This is a genomic window from Mycobacterium sp. THU-M104, from assembly GCF_049197365.1.
In the GTDB taxonomy this organism is placed as follows: domain Bacteria; phylum Actinomycetota; class Actinomycetes; order Mycobacteriales; family Mycobacteriaceae; genus Mycobacterium.
This window is the reverse complement of sequence record NZ_JBMIOP010000152.1, coordinates 1-1,608: the sequence shown is the minus strand read 5'-3', so window position 1 is coordinate 1,608 and position 1,608 is coordinate 1. Positions and strand designations below refer to the sequence as shown.

At 68.7% G+C, this 1,608-nt stretch carries 2 protein-coding genes and 1 pseudogene; 2 read left to right on the top strand and 1 reads right to left on the bottom strand.

Annotated elements, in window-relative coordinates; genetic code table 11:
* Together ACOJVU_RS12750 and ACOJVU_RS12745 are read left to right on the top strand one after the other, a co-directional pair.
* Positions 1-114 (top strand): annotated as a pseudogene (locus ACOJVU_RS12750) (SGNH/GDSL hydrolase family protein); the annotation flags it as partial.
* A gap of 3 nt (positions 115-117) precedes the next feature.
* Positions 118-948 (top strand): DegV family protein, encoded by an 831-nt coding sequence (locus ACOJVU_RS12745; RefSeq protein WP_421530111.1) that lies wholly within the window; start codon positions 118-120, stop codon positions 946-948.
* Between the two features lie 12 nt (positions 949-960).
* Here ACOJVU_RS12745 and ACOJVU_RS12740 read toward each other — a convergent pair.
* The coding region (locus ACOJVU_RS12740; protein WP_421530110.1) for an MMPL family transporter at positions 961-1,608 on the bottom strand (648 nt) is incomplete at its 5' end.

Sequence of the window (1,608 nt, the reverse complement as noted above, 5' to 3'; positions counted from 1 at the left end):
GACGGAATCCACTGGAATTTCGAAGCTCACCAGGAGGTCGCCGAGCTGATGCTCAAGGCGCTGGCCGAAGCCTTGCAGAAGGCTCACGTGGCGGCCGAGAAGCCGCGTGACTGAACCATGACTGTCGCGGTGGTGACCGATGCGTCTTCGCGGCTGCCGGCCGACCTGCGCGAGAGGTGGGCGATTCGCGTGGTCCCGCTCCACATCCTGCTCGACGGCGTCGACCTGCGTGAGGATGTCGACGACATCCCCGACGACGTCCACCAGCATCACGCCACCACCGCGGCAGCCACCCCGGCCGAACTTACGGTGGCCTACCGGCAGGCGTTGGCCGACAGTGGCGGCGCCGGGGTGGTGGCGGTTCATCTTTCGTCGGGGTTGTCGGGAACTTGTGCGGCGGCACGACGCGCGGCCGCGCAGCTGGGCCCGACCGTGCGCGTCGTCGACTCGAGATCGGCCGCGATGGGCGTCGGCTTCATCGCACTGGCCGCCGCCCGGGCCGCGGCCGCGGGCGCCGACGTGGACACCGTTGCCGACATCGCGAGCGCTGCGGTGGCCCGCAGCCATGCCTTCATCGTGGTTCACCGCTTGGATAACCTGCGCCGCAGCGGACGTATCGGCGGGGCCAAGGCGTGGTTGGGGACCGCGCTGGCGCTCAAGCCGGTGCTGCGCATCGAGGATGGGAAACTCGTTCTGGCCCAACGGGTGCGCACCGTCAACAACGCGACCGAGGTCATGATCGACCGGGTCTGCGAGATCGTGGCGGAGGACTCCGCCGCGCTCGCGGTCCACCACGTCGCCAACCCCGAGGGCGCCACCCGGGTCGCCGCCGCGCTGGCCCAGCGGCTACCCGCGTGCGGGCCCGCGATCGTGACCCCGCTGGGGCCGGTGCTTGCGCTGCATGTCGGTGCCGGCGCCGTCGCGGTGTGCGTGCAGCTGCCCGGGTAGCCGAGCGGGGGATCAGCGGTGTGCCGACAACACCGGGATGGGGGAGGTCTCGGCCTCTTTGGCCGCCACCGGCCGCGGCCGCCCGTAGTCGCCCCGGGGGTGGACGACTTGGGGCCACCAGAACCAGCGACCGAGCATCGTGGCGACCGAGGGCATCAGCAGCGTGCGCACGATCAGGGTGTCGAGCAGCAGACCGATGCAGACCGTGGAGCCGAATTGGCCAAGGACGCTCAGTTCGCTGCCCAGCATGGCCGCCATGGTGAAGGCGAACACCAGACCCGCGGACGTCACCACCGTGCCGGTGCCGGCCATGGACCGGATGATCCCGGTCTTGAGCCCGGCGTGGATCTCTTCCTTGAAGCGTGACACCAGCAGCAGGTTGTAGTCGGATCCGACGGCCAACAGGATGATGACCGACAGTGCCATCACGATCCAGTGGATCTTGAAACCGAACAGGTCCTGCCAGATGAGCACGGACAACCCGAAGGATGCCGCGATCGAGCTGGCCGCGGTGCTCACGATGACCAGGGCGGCGACGACGCTACGGGTCAGCAGCAGCATGATCATGAAGATCAGCGTGAGCGCCGAGATCACCGCGATCATCAGGTCGTACTTGGCGCCGTCATGCATGTCCTTGAAGGTGGCCGCCGTACCGCCCAG

Excerpts from the sequence above, each read along its gene's own strand:
- ACOJVU_RS12745 (WP_421530111.1), top strand. The coding sequence starts at position 118 with ATGACTGTCGCGGTGGTGACCGATGCGTCTTCGCGGCTGCCGGCCGAC.